The organism is Afifella sp. YEN Y35 (assembly GCF_047553465.1).
Taxonomy (GTDB): domain Bacteria; phylum Pseudomonadota; class Alphaproteobacteria; order Rhizobiales; family Afifellaceae; genus Afifella; species Afifella aestuarii.
The window spans coordinates 2,861,087-2,874,844 of sequence record NZ_CP180203.1 but is presented as its reverse complement, the minus strand read 5'-3'; the positions used below and the strand labels follow the sequence as shown (position 1 = coordinate 2,874,844).

Annotated in this window: 23 protein-coding genes; 18 read left to right on the top strand and 5 right to left on the bottom strand. The window is 64.0% G+C overall.

Translation table 11 applies throughout. The annotated features are described in order from the left end of the window. Positions 1 to 27: 27 nt before the first annotated feature. Positions 28 to 306, bottom strand: coding sequence for a carph-isopro domain-containing protein (locus tag ACK8CP_RS13655; RefSeq protein WP_414832165.1), 279 nt, complete (start codon positions 304 to 306; stop codon positions 28 to 30). Between the two features lie 41 nt (positions 307 to 347). Here ACK8CP_RS13655 and ACK8CP_RS13650 point away from each other — a divergent pair, with 41 nt between their 5' ends. After that, complete coding sequence (locus ACK8CP_RS13650) at positions 348 to 1,001, top strand: LexA family transcriptional regulator (RefSeq protein WP_128292035.1); 654 nt, start codon at positions 348 to 350, stop codon at positions 999 to 1,001. A gap of 61 nt (positions 1,002 to 1,062) precedes the next feature. Here ACK8CP_RS13650 and ACK8CP_RS13645 read toward each other — a convergent pair whose 3' ends face one another. Beyond that, complete coding sequence (locus ACK8CP_RS13645; RefSeq protein WP_414832164.1) at positions 1,063 to 1,914, bottom strand: WYL domain-containing protein; 852 nt, start codon at positions 1,912 to 1,914, stop codon at positions 1,063 to 1,065. 190 nt (positions 1,915 to 2,104) lie between these two features. Here ACK8CP_RS13645 and ACK8CP_RS13640 point away from each other — a divergent pair, with 190 nt between their 5' ends. From ACK8CP_RS13640 to ACK8CP_RS13575, 14 genes are all read left to right on the top strand, one after another. Next, the gene (locus ACK8CP_RS13640; protein ID WP_414832163.1) at positions 2,105 to 2,491 is read left to right on the top strand and encodes a hypothetical protein; all 387 of its coding nucleotides are present in this window, start codon (positions 2,105 to 2,107) and stop codon (positions 2,489 to 2,491) included. Next, the gene (locus tag ACK8CP_RS13635) at positions 2,488 to 2,727 is read left to right on the top strand and encodes a hypothetical protein (RefSeq protein ID WP_128292038.1); all 240 of its coding nucleotides are present in this window, start codon (positions 2,488 to 2,490) and stop codon (positions 2,725 to 2,727) included. The genes ACK8CP_RS13640 and ACK8CP_RS13635 overlap by 4 nt, the downstream gene beginning before the upstream one ends. Further along, entirely contained in the window at positions 2,724 to 3,065 is a 342-nt protein-coding gene (locus ACK8CP_RS13630; RefSeq protein ID WP_128292039.1) for a hypothetical protein, read from the top strand. Before ACK8CP_RS13635 ends, ACK8CP_RS13630 begins: the two co-directional genes overlap by 4 nt. A 287-nt stretch (positions 3,066 to 3,352) precedes the next feature. After that, positions 3,353 to 3,598: a hypothetical protein gene (locus ACK8CP_RS13625; protein WP_414832162.1), complete on the top strand. Its 246-nt coding sequence runs from the start codon at positions 3,353 to 3,355 to the stop codon at positions 3,596 to 3,598. Between the two features lie 87 nt (positions 3,599 to 3,685). Beyond that, positions 3,686 to 4,123 carry a hypothetical protein gene (locus tag ACK8CP_RS13620; RefSeq protein ID WP_414832161.1) on the top strand — a complete coding sequence of 146 codons (438 nt, stop codon included), beginning with the start codon at positions 3,686 to 3,688 and terminating at the stop codon, positions 4,121 to 4,123. Then, positions 4,123 to 4,407, top strand: a complete 285-nt coding sequence (locus tag ACK8CP_RS13615; protein WP_414832160.1) for a DUF2312 domain-containing protein — start codon at positions 4,123 to 4,125, stop codon at positions 4,405 to 4,407. Before ACK8CP_RS13620 ends, ACK8CP_RS13615 begins: the two co-directional genes overlap by 1 nt. Next, on the top strand, positions 4,404 to 4,805 hold the full coding sequence (locus ACK8CP_RS13610) for a hypothetical protein (protein ID WP_414832159.1): 402 nt from the start codon (positions 4,404 to 4,406) through the stop codon (positions 4,803 to 4,805). The genes ACK8CP_RS13615 and ACK8CP_RS13610 overlap by 4 nt, the downstream gene beginning before the upstream one ends. Then, positions 4,805 to 5,110 (top strand): hypothetical protein, encoded by a 306-nt coding sequence (locus ACK8CP_RS13605; protein ID WP_414832158.1) that lies wholly within the window; start codon positions 4,805 to 4,807, stop codon positions 5,108 to 5,110. The genes ACK8CP_RS13610 and ACK8CP_RS13605 overlap by 1 nt, the downstream gene beginning before the upstream one ends. After that, positions 5,107 to 5,250, top strand: coding sequence for a hypothetical protein (locus ACK8CP_RS13600; protein ID WP_414832157.1), 144 nt, complete (start codon positions 5,107 to 5,109; stop codon positions 5,248 to 5,250). Before ACK8CP_RS13605 ends, ACK8CP_RS13600 begins: the two co-directional genes overlap by 4 nt. Positions 5,251 to 5,351: 101 nt before the next feature. Then, complete coding sequence (locus ACK8CP_RS13595) at positions 5,352 to 6,125, top strand: hypothetical protein (RefSeq protein WP_414832156.1); 774 nt, start codon at positions 5,352 to 5,354, stop codon at positions 6,123 to 6,125. Beyond that, entirely contained in the window at positions 6,122 to 6,361 is a 240-nt protein-coding gene (locus ACK8CP_RS13590; protein WP_414832155.1) for a hypothetical protein, read from the top strand. The genes ACK8CP_RS13595 and ACK8CP_RS13590 overlap by 4 nt, the downstream gene beginning before the upstream one ends. Positions 6,362 to 6,376: 15 nt before the next feature. Beyond that, entirely contained in the window at positions 6,377 to 6,736 is a 360-nt protein-coding gene (locus ACK8CP_RS13585; protein ID WP_414832154.1) for a hypothetical protein, read from the top strand. Then, positions 6,733 to 7,020, top strand: coding sequence for a hypothetical protein (locus ACK8CP_RS13580; RefSeq protein ID WP_414832153.1), 288 nt, complete (start codon positions 6,733 to 6,735; stop codon positions 7,018 to 7,020). Before ACK8CP_RS13585 ends, ACK8CP_RS13580 begins: the two co-directional genes overlap by 4 nt. Next, positions 7,013 to 7,327: a hypothetical protein gene (locus ACK8CP_RS13575; RefSeq protein WP_414832152.1), complete on the top strand. Its 315-nt coding sequence runs from the start codon at positions 7,013 to 7,015 to the stop codon at positions 7,325 to 7,327. The genes ACK8CP_RS13580 and ACK8CP_RS13575 overlap by 8 nt, the downstream gene beginning before the upstream one ends. Before the next feature lie 579 nt (positions 7,328 to 7,906). Here ACK8CP_RS13575 and ACK8CP_RS13570 read toward each other — a convergent pair. Then, a complete protein-coding gene (locus tag ACK8CP_RS13570; RefSeq protein ID WP_414832151.1) occupies positions 7,907 to 8,863 on the bottom strand; it encodes a GNAT family N-acetyltransferase in 957 nt (318 codons plus the stop codon). Between the two features lie 355 nt (positions 8,864 to 9,218). Between ACK8CP_RS13570 and ACK8CP_RS13565 the strand changes: the two genes are divergently transcribed. Both ACK8CP_RS13565 and ACK8CP_RS13560 read left to right on the top strand, forming a co-directional pair. Continuing rightward, complete coding sequence (locus ACK8CP_RS13565) at positions 9,219 to 9,971, top strand: MBL fold metallo-hydrolase (protein ID WP_414832150.1); 753 nt, start codon at positions 9,219 to 9,221, stop codon at positions 9,969 to 9,971. Positions 9,972 to 10,124: 153 nt separating this feature from the next. Next, positions 10,125 to 10,925 carry a PhzF family phenazine biosynthesis protein gene (locus tag ACK8CP_RS13560; RefSeq protein ID WP_414832149.1) on the top strand — a complete coding sequence of 267 codons (801 nt, stop codon included), beginning with the start codon at positions 10,125 to 10,127 and terminating at the stop codon, positions 10,923 to 10,925. Between the two features lie 105 nt (positions 10,926 to 11,030). Here the strand turns inward: ACK8CP_RS13560 and ACK8CP_RS13555 are convergent, their stop codons facing one another. Further along, complete coding sequence (locus ACK8CP_RS13555) at positions 11,031 to 11,918, bottom strand: LysR family transcriptional regulator (protein WP_414832148.1); 888 nt, start codon at positions 11,916 to 11,918, stop codon at positions 11,031 to 11,033. Positions 11,919 to 12,010: 92 nt separating this feature from the next. Between ACK8CP_RS13555 and ACK8CP_RS13550 the strand changes: the two genes are divergently transcribed. Further along, positions 12,011 to 12,628, top strand: coding sequence for a LysE family transporter (locus tag ACK8CP_RS13550; protein WP_414832147.1), 618 nt, complete (start codon positions 12,011 to 12,013; stop codon positions 12,626 to 12,628). 220 nt (positions 12,629 to 12,848) lie between these two features. Here ACK8CP_RS13550 and ACK8CP_RS13545 read toward each other — a convergent pair whose 3' ends face one another. After that, the gene (locus ACK8CP_RS13545; protein ID WP_414832146.1) at positions 12,849 to 13,745 is read right to left on the bottom strand and encodes a LysR family transcriptional regulator; all 897 of its coding nucleotides are present in this window, start codon (positions 13,743 to 13,745) and stop codon (positions 12,849 to 12,851) included. Between the last annotated feature and the right edge of the window lie 13 nt (positions 13,746 to 13,758).

Sequence of the window (13,758 nt, the reverse complement as noted above, 5' to 3'; positions counted from 1 at the left end):
GAGGAAAGGGGAGGGGGGCATGCATCGTCACGCCTGTTCCGGCGCGATCCGGATTGCCCGGTCGGTCGGGGCGGAAAGGTCGGCCTCGCCGGCATGGAGGGCGACCAGGAGATCGGTGCCGACCTCCGAAAGCCCCGCCGCATGGGCGGCCGCAATCAGGGTCGGCCAGCGGATGACGGGAATGGAGCGCCGGCGCTTCCACTCGGCAGCGGTCGAAACCGGCACGGGCGGGTCGAAAAGACCGGCGACCCGGGTGGAGCCACCCAGGGCGTCGAACAGATCCGCGATCGATGCGATGTCCTTCATGGCTCCACATTACGCGTTTTGCGTAACAAAGGCAACGCATCATGCATGACGCAAAATGCGATATGTCGCGCATGTCATCCGGACCCTCGGGAAAAAGCGACCGCCTGCGCCAGGCGCGGCAGGATGCGGGCTATGCCACGGGCAGCGACGCGGCCCGCGCGTTCGGCTGGGCGATCTCCACCTATCTCGGCCACGAGAACGGCGACCGCGGCTTTTCATCCGCGACCGCGGAGCGCTATGCGCGCGCCTTTCGCGTGTCGGCCGCCTGGCTGTTGACGGGCGAGATGGCGCCGGCGCGCAACCATCTGCGTGTGCCGCTCGTCGGCTATGTCGGCGGCGGCGAGCGCGTCGTGCCGATCGACGATCACGAGAAGGGCGCCTCGCTGGAGACGATCGATCTCGACTTCGCCGATTTCGATCCCGTCGCCGTCCGCGTGCGCGGCTCCTCGATGGCGCCGGCCTATCGCAACGGCGACGTGCTCGTCTGCTCGCGCGTGGAGGGCGCCGATATCGAGCGCGCCCTCAACCGCGACTGCGTCGTGATGACGGTCGACGGCGAGGGATATCTCAAGATTCTGCGCCCGGGCGACAAGCCCGGCACCTATCGGCTGCGCTCCTACAACCCGGCTTTCGAGGACATCGAGAACGTGGCGCTCGCCTGGGTCGCGCCCGTCAAGATGCGGCTGATCTCGTAAGTCTCGGCCCCGCGTTCATTTTTCGTCCCTCATTCGCGGATGAAAAAATGAACACGCCCAATCAGCGGAGAAGCTTCATCAGCCTGTCGCGGCGCTGATCCTCAAGGCGGCGATCCTCGCCGGCAAGGTCCACCATCGCTTCGGAAAACGTCTCGAAGAGCGCCACCTGGCCGCCGGACCCGCCGATGCGCGAGATGCCGCCCGCCGCCTCGTTCAAGGTCGGCCGGTCCCGGAGGATCCAGAGCCGCGCGAGATCGCGGTCCCATTCGCCGGGCTCGCGCCCATAGGCGTTGCGCGCATCGATGTAATCGAGAAGGAGATCGACCTCGGCGGGGGCGAGCTCCCGGTCGGCGCGGGCGATCCAGATGAGCGCGCGAAGGCCGGGCCGTGCCCGGTTCATCACTGCCTGATGCGAACGCTTCACCTCCGGCGGCGGATCGACGAAGCGCGCAAAATACGCTTTCGGGTCGGCGATCTCCTCGCCGGAGCGATGGTCGATCATGCGCAGAATCCTGTCGGCGCGAAAGGTGCGCTCCGCCTCGGCCGAGAAGCAATAGGCGTCGACATAAAGCGCCTGGCCGGAATCGGACCGGACGGAATCGTAGACGTCCTTGACCTCGATGACGCGGCGCGACCGCTCGTCGTCGCGGTTCTGGTAGGTGATGCCGAAAACGAGACCCGAGACGGCATGCGCCTTGTTCGGGCCGGGCGGCGCCTCCGGCGGGCCCAGAGGCGGCCGGGGCGATGACCGGGAAGGGGCGGAACCGGACGCGCCTGAAACCCATGTGCGGGAATCGCCCGCGGATGCGCCTCGGCTTTGCTGTCGATGCGCGTCGTCGTCGTTGCTCGCGGCCCATCGCCGGGCGAGCCAGATCGCACCCGCGATCGCCATGATGATGATCAGCCATGTCATGCGCGAACCCGTTGCACAAACGGTCGAACGTCAACCCGGGATGTTAACGCGGCAGTCCGCGCGCGCACAGCGCGACGCGGCCCGCTGATTCGTCGCAGGAAAAACGCTCTTTGCGCAATTACGCAAAATGCGTTGACGTGATTACGCAAAACGCGTAACGTCTGCCTCAGTCATCTCGACGGAGGCTTCGATGCGCAACCCGCTCGACAATTCCCAAAACGCCTATCGCCCCGCGAAGATCTACAGCGCGTCCGGCGATGCCGATCGGCCGCTCCCGGTCTATTTCAGCGGCGACATCAATGCGCCGCGTGTGCCGCAGGATGCCTTCGGCCTGTTCGGGCCGTCGCCCGCCGAGCGGCGCCGGCGCCGGCGCGGCCATGTCGCTTTGACGCTGGCGCTCGCCGCGATCCTGACGCTCGCCGCCGCATCGATCGCTTTGATGGCCGATCCGGCGCTTGATCCGGCCTTGGGCGAAAAGCTCGCCGTCACCGCTTTCGTCGCGGGCTTTGCCGCCGTCGGCGCGCTTCTTGTCGCCTTCGCGATCTCGGTGGTTCAGTCGGGGCAGGGACGGTCATGACATACGTTCCGACCATCATTCCGGACATCGGTTGCGCGGAGGTCGCGCGCGCCGTGGTGCTGCAGCGCCCGCATGAGCGGCTGGCCGCCTGCACCCGCCGCCTCGCCGGTCTGACCCGCCGCATCTGCGCCGACGCCGACGACCATGTCGCCCGCCTGCACGCGGTCGCCACGCTCCCCGAGATCGACAACCTCCTCGCCGAGATCGACGCTCTAGAGGCGGAGATGCGGTCATGAGCGCGCAAGACACAGCCTATGAAGGATGGGCGGCCTTGGAGCTGATGGGGCATCGACGTCGCGTCGGCTATGTGCGCGAGGTCGAGGCGTTTGGCGGCAAGCTTCTGCGCATCGACATCCCGGTGGAGGGTGCTGAGGACGTCACCGAATTCTACGGCTGCACCTCTCTCTATGCGCTGCGTCCCGTCTCCGAAGAGATCGCGCGCGACTATGCGAAGGCCTCCGGCGATCCGCGTCCGGTGCGTCCGGTCGCATACAGGATCGAAGAACGGCGCGAGGTCGACGATCGCGGGGTCGACGATGACGACATCCCTTTTGATGGAGAGGGCAATGTCTAGCTTTCTCTCTTTTTCCCTGCCCGCCGAAGCCCCCATCCCCGGGCAGGGGCCCCGCCGACAGATTGTCCGGCGGGTGAGCGAGGCGCGCTCAAGCGCCCGAGCCGGTGCGAGGCCGGCACCCTCTCGCCCTGCAGGGGAGGAGCGCCGCGGCGGCGCGATCTCTGCGGACGACGGCGCGGCCGGGCCTTCCGGCAAAACCCCAACCTGCTCCCCAGGGCCGGCCGGGCATGGTGCCCGCGCCCCGGCCGCGCCGTTTCAGATCCCAAGCAACAAAGGAGAACCTCGTCATGGAGAAGATGGACAGCACGTCGGACGAAAGAACGGCGAACAACGTGATGCGCCACGAATACCGGGTGCTGAGCGAAAACGAGAAGGTCGACATGAAGGCGATCAAAGATGCGGGGCTGGAGATGATCCGGCACATCGACACCATCGCCTCGCATCGGCCCGGAGGAATGACGCGAGAGCTCTCTCTGGCCAAGACCAAGACCGAAGAGGCGGTGATGTGGGCCGTGAAGCACATCACCGCCTGACGGATGGCACGGCCGCGCCGTTTCAGATCCCAAGCCCAGGCGGCGCGCTGACGCATCACCGCCAGCACCCAAAACGAGGAGGCCGTGATGGCTGACGAAACACCCATGCCGGACGATGTCGTTCGCAAGCTCGCAGATGGCATTTTGATCGGGGTCGGCGAGCAGGCGCTTGCAGCGAGAGCGAAGCAGACCGGAGATGACCTCATGGCGTCTGACAATCCGGAGCTACGTCTCGCGGGCTCTCTTTATGCGCGCGGCTATCGCCAGGCGTGGCTGGATTGGATGGCGCGCGATGCGCTTCCAAAGGGACCCGCCGGCTTTGCCGAAGTCTCGAACTCATTTGCGTCCGTGACCGCCCTGCAGATCATCGAGATCGCTGCCTCTTACTGCGCCGGCGCGAGTCGATCCGGCCCGCTGATGCGCGAAATCGTCGACGTCATAACGGCGGACATCTCGAACAAAGCGCGCCATTTCGTCAAGCCGTGCGGCGAGGCGATCGATCTGCGCAAAAAGGGAGATGCGTGATGGCTGAAACAACCGACACGCGCGGCACCGGCGGTGTCGCGGCCGATCAGCTGCGATCGCTGATCGAGCGCATCGAGCGGCTGGAGGAAGAGAAGAAAGAGCGCGCCGACGACATTCGCGACGTCTACCTCGAAGCGAAATCGAACGGCTTCGACACGGCCGTCATGCGCCAGGTCGTGAAGCTCCGCAAGCAGGACTCTGCCGAGCGCCAGGAACAGGAAGCGATCCTCGACCTCTATCTGCACGCGCTGGGCATGGCGCCGGATGCGGGGGAAAGGGCATGAACGGCATGACGAAAAAAGAGCGCATCGCGCTCGGCGAGCGGGTGGCGTCGCTCGAAATGGCGATCGCGAAAATCGAGAATGCGCGGAAACCGTTCGACGAGGCGATCAAAGTGATCGTCAACGCGCGCGACGAGATGCTGGAGGCGGCTGGCGTCACCGAGGTCCTCGGCTATTGCGAGACATGCGCGGCACCGCTCTTCGACGGCGATCGCGGCCATTACGCCTCCGAGCCCGGTCTTTACTGGTGCGAAGAGCACGCGCCCACCTGGGGCGAGCTGCGGGAAGAGGTCGAGGCGCTGCCTGACGGCGCGGCGAGCGACGGCGGATGGACGAAGGCTGAGCTCCTCCGCATGTGCGCGCTGCACGATCCGGACGAACGCAATGTGTGGGTGCTGTGATGAGCGCACCTGAGAAAGGTCAGATCAAGAAGCTAGAGCAAGAGAACGCCGAGCTTCGCGAAAGACTCTGCGTCTTTCCGGAGATGCTGACCGCGCTGAAAATCGCCTTGTGCTGGATGGACGAAGACTGGGTTGCATATCCGGCAGTCAGCAAAGCGATCCGCAAGGCGGAGGCCCTCGCTGCATCCGACACGATCGCCGCGCGGGTCGATCGGCTGCGCGCGAAAGGCATTCGACCGCAGATCACCGGCGACGAACTTATCGCGCTGACCTCCGACCCCGACGATCCAGGGGCCCGGGCATGATCCTCACCTGTCACGACTGCCCGCGAAAACTCGCCTTCTGCGGCGTCGGCGCGGCCGCCAGGCGGCGCTATGCCGGCCTCTTCGGCTGGCTGGAGAGGGCCGGGCATTTCGTCTGCCCGACATGCGGGGGCGAAAGGTGACCCGCGCGCGCAAAGGCGGCTGGACTTGGGGCCCAAGTGAGGGCGCACGGTTGCGATCACTCTCCTGCGGCGCGGGCATCCAATCCACGACATTGGTCCTGATGGCGCTGCACCGCGAGATCGGTCCGATGCCCGATTCAATTATCTTTGCCGATACGGGCGATGAGCTGCCCGCAACGCTTCGTCATCTGGATTGGCTCGAAAGTGAGATCGGGCGACAGACCAACGGGCAGATTGCGGTGCATCGCGTCTCGGCTGGGCGACGCCTATCCGACGATATTCGAGCAAGAGCGGAAGGGCGGCTTAAGCCGAGACAAGATGGTCGGCCAGGTCGTTTCGTGGCGGCCCCATTTTTCACTGCGAATGGCGGCCAAGGCCGGCGCCAGTGCACCCGCGAGTTCAAGATCGAACCGCTTACTAAGAAGCAGCGCGAGCTTCTCGGCTACAAGGCCCGACAGCGCATTCCAGCCGGCTCGTGCGAGGTGTGGATTGGTATCTCCACCGATGAGGTGGTGCGTGCCGGAGCTGCATTTGATCGCTGGATCGTCAATCGCTTCCCGCTTCTAGAAGAGCGGATGAGCCGCACCGATTGTGCTGCCTGGCTACGGCAGAATGGCTATCCGATCCCGCCCAAAAGTGCCTGCGTTTTCTGCCCGTATCGTTGCGATTCTGAGTGGCGTTGGCTGAAAGAAAACGACCCAGACGCTTGGAAAGAAGCGATCGAGATTGATCGCATGATCCGCGCGACACCTGGGATGCGGCACGCCGAATACCTGCATGCGTCACGTCGGCCATTGGAAGATGTCGACCTGTCTACAGCCGAAGAGCGCGGCCAAGGATGGTTGCTGGAGTGCGACGGGGGATGCGGATTATGACCCGCGACCTCCTCGCCACGCGGCGGCGGCCCCCCCAGGCAAGGGGCGAGCCCGGCCTTGCCGAGCTGACGCGGGCGCGCGCGCTCGCCGCGTCGCTGGTGCTGCGCCATGGCGAGGAGCTTCTGCCGATTTTCGACCGGCTCGACCGCGAATGCGCCGCTCTGGAAAAGCGCGAAGACGCGCTCGACCGCGTGCGCGCCATCGCCGCGACACGGGCCCAGGCTGCGGCCGGGTGAGGGAGGGACAGCGAGATGAAGACCGCCGATTTTCGCAAAGAGCTGATGGCGATCATGCCGGGATATCGTTGGACGGTGCACAAGGGCGGCAGCCCGGCGCGCATGGCGGCGACGGGCATTCAGTCGAGCGGGTTCAACCGCCTCTCTACTCTCCGTGTCGTGCGGACCGAAAAGGACGGCCGCGTCTGGTATGAAACTGCGTCGTCCGATTATGGCGCTCGCAGCGGCTGGGAAGAGCGTTACGGAGACCTGACGCTGGCGCGGGCGCTTCGCGGGCTGCAACATCATTATGAAATGATGCAGGTCAAGTTCGGCCGTCTCGCCACGTCTTTGCAGAGAGGGCGAAAGCCGGACGACAACGCGGTGCGCCGATGACACGGCCCCGCGAGACCGACCTCAAAACCCTCCGCGCTCTGGCGTCCGACATGCAGTCCGCGCGGGCCGAGCGGGCGGTGAACAACCTCGTCTATGTCGTCCATGCCGGCGCCCTGGCAGCGGCCTCGGAGGCCGCGCTCGCCGCGGCGATGGCAATCCGCGCCGTGCATCTGACGCGCGTCACCGCAAAGGACGGCCGCCACGCCGGAGATCCCCGCTGGCTCGCCCGCGCCGCGACCCGCTGTCGCGAGATCATCAATGCCTGGGAGGCGAACAATGGGTGAAGAGAGCAAAGTGGCGGTCGAGGGGAGAGGTAAGGGCGGAACTGGCGACCCGCACGACCCCGATCGCCATCGCATCTATGCGGCGCTGCAGACGCTCCTGGCCGGAGAACCGCGCCTTTCGGCAATCGCAGCTCTTGCTGACAGTCTGGCCGCAGGCGTCGGGACAACCGTAGAGACGCCTCAGCAGGCGCAAAAAATTCTGCGGCAGTTCTCCGACGACATGTATCGAAGCGTGCTGAACAACTGGGACTATTATCAATCGCTGCCAAGCGAGATGAGTGGCGAGCCGGGCCATGGAGGCATGTGATGGACCTCCTGCCTATCTCTGATGAATATCTTCGCGATCAGCACACCATCCGGCCTGGTGATCGGCTCCATCGCCTAATCGCTCGAATGGCCGACACCCACATAGACGACCTGTCGGATGACCGGATCGAACAGATCGAGCGTCTCGTGGACAGCTTCCGTTTAGGCCACGCCGATGGCTCTCGGTTCAATCTTCGGCGGAGGGTTGTGACTTGACCAGACGGCCCGCCGGGCGCAGCATCACCCCATCAGATCGGCGCCCATTTTGCATTACAATGCGCCCTACAAAGGGCCCTACGCGCGATTGAGGGGCGCCCTGAAAGCCCCGGGAAATCTGCTAAAGAGGCCCATCCTGCCGCGCGGTTCGAATCCTCTCCGGTGCGCCATTCCCTCGCGAGAATTGCGAATTCGTAGAGCGCACCTTCAGCTCTGCGTCTGACTGAATACCGTTCGAAACTCAGTTGATGGCTGTGTGGGAAAACGGGCACTATCGCGACGCTATCAGCATTATGAACACGCCGAGCGATCGGCACGCGCATAACAAGGACGGCCGCTTTCGGCAGCGGTGTTGCCTGCAGTTTCACGTGTGTGGCGGCATGACCCGTAAGAACTGCTGTTCGAGCACCTCAGATCCCCATTGCTGTCCGAGCTTTTCCTCGACCAGTTCGAAGCCGACGCGTTCATAGAGATGCTTGGCTGCATCGAGCCCTTGAAAGGTCCAGAGCCGTGTTTCGCGCATGCCACGGCTGTCCGCGAAGCGAAGCGCTGTATCGATCAACCGCTTGCCGATGCCTTGGCCCCGCAGTCCTTCTGCCGTGATGAACCAGCGCAGATGGGCGATGCCTTTGCCCAAATCCTCGCCGTCGATCGCTATCGTGCCAACCGGGAGCCCATCCATATCAGCGACCCAGAAGCCATTCGCTTCATTCTCGAGCCGCGAAAAGAACGTGCCCATATCCGTAGCCAGTCTGGTTTCGAAGGCCGAGCCAAAGCCAACGGTGCGTGCATAATATTCCGCATGCATCTGCAGCATGCGGCCGACGATGCCCGGTCGATAGCCCTGCGAGATCGTCGCCTGGACGGCTTGAGACGATTGCTCGGTCAGCCCAGCGAGCGCTGCGGCGTATGTCTCGAGCCCCTTCGCAATCGTTGCGGCTTCTCTTGTCGACAACGATGATATCGCTCCGGCCACCTGGTCGATGGCATAATCTGTGATACCTGCCAGGCAGGCTTGCCCGCGCTCGGTCAGTTCCAGCCGCTTCATGCGCGTATCGCAATCGTCGCGCTGTTCGGTGAGGTAGCCGTCCGCGATCAGGTTTTTCATCAGCCTGCTGATCGTCGACTTTTCCAAGCGGAGCACTTGCGTCAGGTCGCGGGCATTGGTTGCCCGTCCCGCGCCGATCTCGATGATCGCATGAACGGCCGATGGCGAAAGGTCGGCCCCGGCAAGTGTTGTTTCCATGAACCCGAGTTCGCGCACCAGCCTGCGCGAGACGTCCCGGATTCGTTCGATCATCAAGACGTCGGTCGTCGTCATTGCAGCACGGCAAGATAGTTGCTCTATACAACCATATTATGACGACGATGATGGTGCAAGCGCCAGGGTTGAGGGCAATTCTTGGAAAGGTCGCCTTCTGTCCGGCGGCTCTTGAGCCCGCCAGCTGATTTCTCATCGCCTGCGCCGGGAAGAAAACTCAGGCTTCGCGACCGCGACCCCGTGTCGGTGGGCGCGCGAGCCTGTCAGGCCATGTCTCCCTGTCAGGCCATGTCTCCCTGTCAGACCATGTCCCCCTGTCAGACCATGTCCAAGGAGTGGTCTTCGATCCATTCGTCGAAAGCGATGATAAGGGGGCTGAGCGATCTCCCCAGCTCGGTCAGCGAGCTCGAGGCGGATGTTGATCGATGCGGGCGCCGGCGCACTGTTCGGTGCGTGCTGCGGACGCCTGCCCACGGTTCTGCAACAGGCCGGCTATCCCGCCGAAACGATCGACGCCGTTCTGCTCACCCATGTTCATGGCGATCATTCGGGGGGCCTGACGGTCGCGGGCGAGCGCGTCTTCCCCAATGCCGATATCTACCTTTCGCAAGCCGAATATGACTATTGGATGAGCGATGACGAGCGCGCGCGGGCGGGCGAAAGTCACAAGAAGATGTTCGCCGAGGGGCGCGCGGCTTTGGCGCCTTACGAGGCGGCCGGCAGGCTGCATTTCTTCACCGGCGAGACGGCGCTGTTTCCCGAAATCACCGCCATTCCTGCGTCGGGCCACACACCTGGACACAGCTTTTACCGGATCGCCAGCCAGGGGCAGCATGTTCTGGTGGTGGGAGACATCGTCCACGCCGCCGAAGTGCAGTTTGCGCATCCCAACGTCACGGCGGATTTCGACGCCGACCCGGCGCAGGCTCGCGCGACGCGCGAACGCACGCTTTCCGAGCTGGCTGAGACGCACGAGCTCGTCGCGGCCGAGCATGTCAGCTTCCCGGGTCTCGGCCACGTGACGCAGAACGGCAGCGGTTATCAATGGACGCGCAGCCTTACCAGGGGGCGGTCACCAAGGCGGCCGAGTGATCCGCTTCCCCGTGATCGGCTTCCCGTGATCCACCTCAGCGGGATCTACGTCGCCGGGTCATCGGCTTCGGCATGAAGGAGGGCTATGGCGCAGACATAGCTCTCGCCTTCGCCCGGTGCGGTTCGTCATCGCTTTTTACGCTCGCGCCCACGTCTCGATGTTTTATCCCGGATGGTGATGGGGCATCGTTGCCGGCCGAAGAGAACTCGCACCTGGGAAAGGTCTCCGATGCGCATGTATCAGGTCGACGCCTTCACGGATCAGCTCTTTGCCGGCAATCCGGCCGCCGTTCTGGTGCTTGAGAGCTGGCTGCCCGACAAGCTGATGCTGGCGATCGCACAAGAGAACAATCTCGCCGAGACCGCCTTCGTGAAGCCTCGCTCGGATGGCGTCTGGGATCTGCGCTGGTTCGCCCCCGCCCACGAAGTGGACTTCTGCGGACATGCCACTCTGGCGACGGCGCACATCCTTTTCACGACCTGTGCGGCAACCTCCCCGCTCATCTTTCATACGCGCATGGGCGAGTTGCGGGTGGCAAAAGACGCTGGCGGATATCGCCTCGATATTCCCTGCCTGCGGCCCAAGATGATCGAGGCTCTGCCGTCTGAAATCGGGCGCATTTTTCCTTCGCCGCCCGTCGCTATCTTCCGCAATTTCGAGAATTTCTTCGTCGATCTGGGCGATGCGGACGCCGTGCGTGGTTTCGTTCCGGACCTGGCCGCGATTGCCCGGCTCGGGCCTGTCGGCCTGGTCGTCACGGGCCGGGAAACGCGCGAAGACGGAGCTGATTTCGTCTCTCGCTATTTTGCCCCGGGCGCCGGCATCCCCGAAGATCCCGTGACCGGGTCGATCCACGCGACGCTCGTGCCGTATTGGGCAGAGAGGCTTGGGCGCCAGAAGCTTCTCGCCTACCAGGCCTCGCCCCGCGGCGGATGGCTGAACTGCGAGCTGACCGAGAACCGCGTTCTGCTGGCAGGCAATGCCGTGACCTTCATGAAGGCGACGCTTTCTCTTCCAGACGACACATAGGCAGGCCGAGGTGGAGGCGGGGCGAGCCGCGCCTGAGCGGTGTTCGTCGACGGGCCGATTTGCGCCGGAAGTCGCGACCAGCGCAGCTGGGATTCAGGAACGCCGTTATGCCCGCGCTTCATCGGTCGCAAGGGCGCCCAGCCAGAGCTGAAATGCAGTGGCTGTCGAGGGGTCTCCCGGCTCTCGCGCCGAAAGCAGAACATAGGCGCTGCCATCCGCGTGGAAGCCTTGGGGCGCGGCAAGCAGTCCGGCCCGAATATCGTCCTGCACGAGATGCCACGGCCCGATTGCAACGCCCAGGCCCGCCACGGCGGCCTGCAGGCTGAAATAGAAATGCTCGAAATCCTGTCGGGGGTTGGCCGAATAAGTCTCGCCGGTGATTTCGGCCCATGTCGTCCAGGCCGATGGCCGCGTGCGCGTATGCAGCAGCATGGTCGTTGCATTCATCCGGTTGAAACCGAAAAACTCCCCAGCCTTGTCGGGACGGCAGACCGGGCCGATCCGTTCGTCGAAAAGATGCTGCGAGAGGTAGGTTTCCGGCCAGGTGAAGTCATTGCGGCGTATGGCGAGGTCGATCCCCGATCCAAGGGACACCGGCCCGCCACCGGCCAGCAGGCGAACATCAGCTGTCGGATGTGCGGCATGGAAGAGCGGCATTCGGGGGATAAGCCAGCGCATCATCAGCGTCGGTTCGCATGAGATCGTGACGGGCGCGTCTGCATGTTCGGCCTTGATGCGCTGTGCTTCCTCTTCGATTTCCCCAAGACCGCGCGCCACCACCTGCGCCAGCCTGCGTCCGGCGTCCGTCAGAAAAACCGCACGGTTTCGGCGCTCGAAAAGCGCTGTGCCGAGATCGTCTTCAAGCAGCCTCACCGCGCGGCTGATCGCGCCATGCGTCAAATTCAGCCGATCAGCGGCCTTGCTGAAGCTCTCAAGCTCGGCAGCCACCCGAAAACAGGCGAGCGCGGGGAGCGATATGATGTGCCGACCCATATGTCATTTATTTTCACATATTCGGTCAGAAGTCATCGTTTTTGCCGCTGCTCTCATGGCGCTACCCAAGGGAAAAACCGAAGGGGCACGCTATGGCCGAATGGCTCGCGGTCATCACCATCACCATCTTCGCCGTCATCAGTCCGGGGCCGGACTTCGCCATGGTGTCGCGCAACTCGCTGTCGCTTTCCCGGCGGGCCGGTGTTTTGACCGCGCTCGGCATCGGCATGGGGGTGCTGGTTCATGTGAGCTACACGCTGCTCGGCATCGGGGTGCTGATCCGCGAGTCACCGGGCCTGTTCAACATCCTGAAGCTGGTTGGCGCGGCCTATCTGGTCTGGCTCGGTGCAAAGATGCTGTTCAGCCGCAAGGCCGGGGGACCGGCGGCGGTAAACGAAACGGCTCCGTCTGACCTGGAGGCCTTGCGGATCGGCTTTCTGACGAACGCTTTGAATCCGAAGACCACGATCTTCATCGTCAGCCTGTTCATGCAAGTCGTTCAGGTGGATACGCCGCTGGCGACGCGGATCTCCTACGGGCTCTTCATCTCGCTGGCTCATGTGGTGTGGTTTACCATGGTCAGTCTGTTCTTCGGCGCACCGCGCATCCAGAAGCAGATCTTCAATGTGCGTCATTGGATCGACAGGGTTTTCGGCATGTTGCTGGTCGGCTTCGGGATTGCGTTGGCAGCGACCAATCTTGGGTCTTGAGTGTCCGATAGATCGCCGGCTGGGCTCGAGATCGGGATCGGTGCGCTGCTGAGCGCCCGGGGGACAGCCCCGACCGCATCGAAGAGCGCGATGACAGCGCCGTTGATGATCTGATCAAGCCGTTCGCTTTGGAAGAGGTGCCTGCGTGCAAGCGGGCGACGCGCCGCCTCCGAACTCGACCTGGCCGAACCGCATGGGACGGGCGCGATCCCTGAAGCGCTCAGCTCTTTTTGTAGCGCAGCGCGTCGACGAGAAGGGCGAAGGCGGGAGATTGCTGGCGCCGGCTCGGATAGTAGAGATGGTAGCCCGAGAACGGCTCGCACCAATCCGTAAGCACGCGGACGAGGCGCCCGTGGTCGAGATGCGGCCGGGCCTCGGCCTCGGGCACATAGGCCAGCCCGAGCCCTGCGAGCGCGGCCTTCAGGAGCATAGCAACGCTGTTGAAGACAAGCTGTCCGTCGACGCGCACACGCAGCTCTCGCCCGTTCTTTTGAAACTCCCAGGCATAAAGCCCGCCATGGGTGGGCAGCCGCAGATTGATGCAATTGTGCACGGTGAGATCCTGTGGCGTTTGCGGGTGGGGCCTCGCCTCGAAATAGCTGGGGCTTGCCACAACGGCCATCCGCATATCGGGACCGATGGGGACGGCGATCATGTCCTTCGCCACCATTTCGATGCTGCGCACCCCGGCATCGTAACGCTCGGCGACGATGTCGGTCAGGCCGAAATCGATGACGATCTCCACCTTGATGTCGGGATAGTCCGGCAGGAAGCGTTCAAGCGCCGGCCACAGCACCATCGTCGCGGCATGTTCATCGGCGGTGATGCGGATCGTGCCGGCAGGTTTCTCGCGCAATTCGCTCAAGGCGGCCAACTCCGCGTCGATCTCGTCGAGACGTGCTCCGAGCACGAGCTCCAGGCGCTCGCCGGCTTCCGTCGTCTGCACGCTGCGCGTGGTGCGCGAGAGCAGGCGCAGCCCGAGCCGGCTTTCCAGATTGCGGATCGTCTGACTGAGAGCAGATTGCGAGACGCCGAGATTCGCCGCCGCCTTGGTGAAGCTGCGTGCCCGGGCAACGGCGAGAAAGGCAGCGAGATCGTTGAGGTTTTCGGAGGGCATAGATTAGGCCAGC

Coding starts and splice junctions, on each gene's coding strand:
- ACK8CP_RS13575 (WP_414832152.1), top strand. CDS start 7,013: ATGGGTGAAGAGAGCAAAGTGGCGGTCGAGGGGAGAGGTAAGGGCGGA.
- ACK8CP_RS13570 (WP_414832151.1), bottom strand. CDS start 8,863: ATGACGACGACCGACGTCTTGATGATCGAACGAATCCGGGACGTCTCG.
- ACK8CP_RS13590 (WP_414832155.1), top strand. CDS start 6,122: ATGACCCGCGACCTCCTCGCCACGCGGCGGCGGCCCCCCCAGGCAAGG.
- ACK8CP_RS13580 (WP_414832153.1), top strand. CDS start 6,733: ATGACACGGCCCCGCGAGACCGACCTCAAAACCCTCCGCGCTCTGGCG.
- ACK8CP_RS13650 (WP_128292035.1), top strand. CDS start 348: ATGCATGACGCAAAATGCGATATGTCGCGCATGTCATCCGGACCCTCG.
- ACK8CP_RS13605 (WP_414832158.1), top strand. CDS start 4,805: ATGAGCGCACCTGAGAAAGGTCAGATCAAGAAGCTAGAGCAAGAGAAC.
- ACK8CP_RS13635 (WP_128292038.1), top strand. CDS start 2,488: ATGACATACGTTCCGACCATCATTCCGGACATCGGTTGCGCGGAGGTC.
- ACK8CP_RS13610 (WP_414832159.1), top strand. CDS start 4,404: ATGAACGGCATGACGAAAAAAGAGCGCATCGCGCTCGGCGAGCGGGTG.
- ACK8CP_RS13550 (WP_414832147.1), top strand. CDS start 12,011: ATGGCCGAATGGCTCGCGGTCATCACCATCACCATCTTCGCCGTCATC.
- ACK8CP_RS13620 (WP_414832161.1), top strand. CDS start 3,686: ATGGCTGACGAAACACCCATGCCGGACGATGTCGTTCGCAAGCTCGCA.
- ACK8CP_RS13655 (WP_414832165.1), bottom strand. CDS start 306: ATGAAGGACATCGCATCGATCGCGGATCTGTTCGACGCCCTGGGTGGC.
- ACK8CP_RS13595 (WP_414832156.1), top strand. CDS start 5,352: ATGGCGCTGCACCGCGAGATCGGTCCGATGCCCGATTCAATTATCTTT.
- ACK8CP_RS13645 (WP_414832164.1), bottom strand. CDS start 1,914: ATGACATGGCTGATCATCATCATGGCGATCGCGGGTGCGATCTGGCTC.
- ACK8CP_RS13560 (WP_414832149.1), top strand. CDS start 10,125: ATGCGCATGTATCAGGTCGACGCCTTCACGGATCAGCTCTTTGCCGGC.
- ACK8CP_RS13565 (WP_414832150.1), top strand. CDS start 9,219: ATGTTGATCGATGCGGGCGCCGGCGCACTGTTCGGTGCGTGCTGCGGA.
- ACK8CP_RS13585 (WP_414832154.1), top strand. CDS start 6,377: ATGAAGACCGCCGATTTTCGCAAAGAGCTGATGGCGATCATGCCGGGA.
- ACK8CP_RS13640 (WP_414832163.1), top strand. CDS start 2,105: ATGCGCAACCCGCTCGACAATTCCCAAAACGCCTATCGCCCCGCGAAG.
- ACK8CP_RS13600 (WP_414832157.1), top strand. CDS start 5,107: ATGATCCTCACCTGTCACGACTGCCCGCGAAAACTCGCCTTCTGCGGC.
- ACK8CP_RS13625 (WP_414832162.1), top strand. CDS start 3,353: ATGGAGAAGATGGACAGCACGTCGGACGAAAGAACGGCGAACAACGTG.
- ACK8CP_RS13630 (WP_128292039.1), top strand. CDS start 2,724: ATGAGCGCGCAAGACACAGCCTATGAAGGATGGGCGGCCTTGGAGCTG.
- ACK8CP_RS13555 (WP_414832148.1), bottom strand. CDS start 11,918: ATGGGTCGGCACATCATATCGCTCCCCGCGCTCGCCTGTTTTCGGGTG.
- ACK8CP_RS13545 (WP_414832146.1), bottom strand. CDS start 13,745: ATGCCCTCCGAAAACCTCAACGATCTCGCTGCCTTTCTCGCCGTTGCC.
- ACK8CP_RS13615 (WP_414832160.1), top strand. CDS start 4,123: ATGGCTGAAACAACCGACACGCGCGGCACCGGCGGTGTCGCGGCCGAT.